The organism is Zobellella denitrificans, assembly GCF_002237365.1.
In the GTDB taxonomy this organism is placed as follows: Bacteria; Pseudomonadota; Gammaproteobacteria; order Enterobacterales; family Aeromonadaceae; genus Oceanimonas; species Oceanimonas denitrificans.
In genome coordinates, this window is the sequence record NZ_NMUO01000192.1 from 1 (window position 1) to 1070 (window position 1070).

The following is a 1070-nucleotide window of genomic DNA, read 5'->3' on the forward strand; positions in this document are numbered from 1 at the left end:
GTGTATGTGCCCGCGCCCCTGCGCCCGGGTATAGGGGTGGGGGACGCCGCCCGGGTGATGGTGCCGGGGGTGGAGCCGGGCTTTCGCGGGCGGGTGCGCATGATCCGCGGCGAGCCCGGCTTTACGCCCTATTACGCGCTGACCGGCGAGGACGCGGCGCGGCTCAGCTACCTGGCGGAGATCCAGCTGGGCGAGGACGCCGCCGGGCTGCCCGCCGGCCTGCCCCTGAGCGTGACCTTCGAGGAGGCCGCCGATGCCCGATGACGCCCTGGCCATCCGCGCCAGCGGGATGAGCAAAAACTTCGGCGGCCTGCGCGCGGTGGACGGGATGGACCTCGGGGTGGCGCGGGGCCAGGTGTACGGCTTTCTCGGCCCCAACGGCTCCGGCAAGTCCACCAGCATCCGCATGCTGTGCGGCCTGCTGACCCCCTCCGCCGGCCGGATCGAGGTGCTGGGGCTGCGCATTCCCGAGCAGGCCGAGGCGCTGCGCCGGCGCATCGGCTACATGACCCAGCATTTTTCCCTGTTCGCCGATCTCACCGTGCGCGAGAACCTGGAGTTCCTTGCCGCCATCCAGGGCCTGCCCCGGCGGGCCGGCACCCGGCGGGTGGACGAACTGCTGCGGGAATATCGTTTTTCCGACCGGGCCGGGCAACTGGCGGGCGCCCTGAGCGGGGGCGAAAAACAGCGGCTGGCGCTGGCGGGGGCGGTGATCCACCGGCCGGAGCTGCTGTTCCTGGACGAGCCCACCAGCGCGGTGGATCCGGAACTGCGCCGGGATTTTTGGGAAAAGCTGTTCGAGCTGGCGGACGGGGGCACCACCATACTGGTGTCGACCCACTATATGGACGAGGCGGAGCGCTGCCACCGGCTGGCGATCCTGGATCGCGGCCGGCTGGTGGCGCAGGTTGAGGTTGATGGCGTAGCCGAACAGGGTCAGTTGCAACAGGGGAATGCCGACGATCATCGCCAGGGTGATGCGGTCGCGGCGGGGCCTGCGCACCCCCTTTTTCCCCACCGCCAAACACCCTGTCTCTTTAAACAATTTCGCGTGTCGACCAACGAGAAGG

Annotated in this window: 1 protein-coding gene and 1 pseudogene; both read left to right on the top strand. The window is 69.6% G+C overall.

Annotated features, from left to right (window positions below):
• Positions 1-264: pseudogene (locus CGX12_RS20005) on the top strand (hemolysin D); the annotation flags it as partial.
• Positions 254-1070, top strand: an 817-nt coding sequence (locus CGX12_RS19270) for an ABC transporter ATP-binding protein (RefSeq protein WP_217898216.1), incomplete at its 3' end; no start/stop codon positions are given. The pseudogene CGX12_RS20005 and the gene CGX12_RS19270, both read left to right, overlap by 11 nt.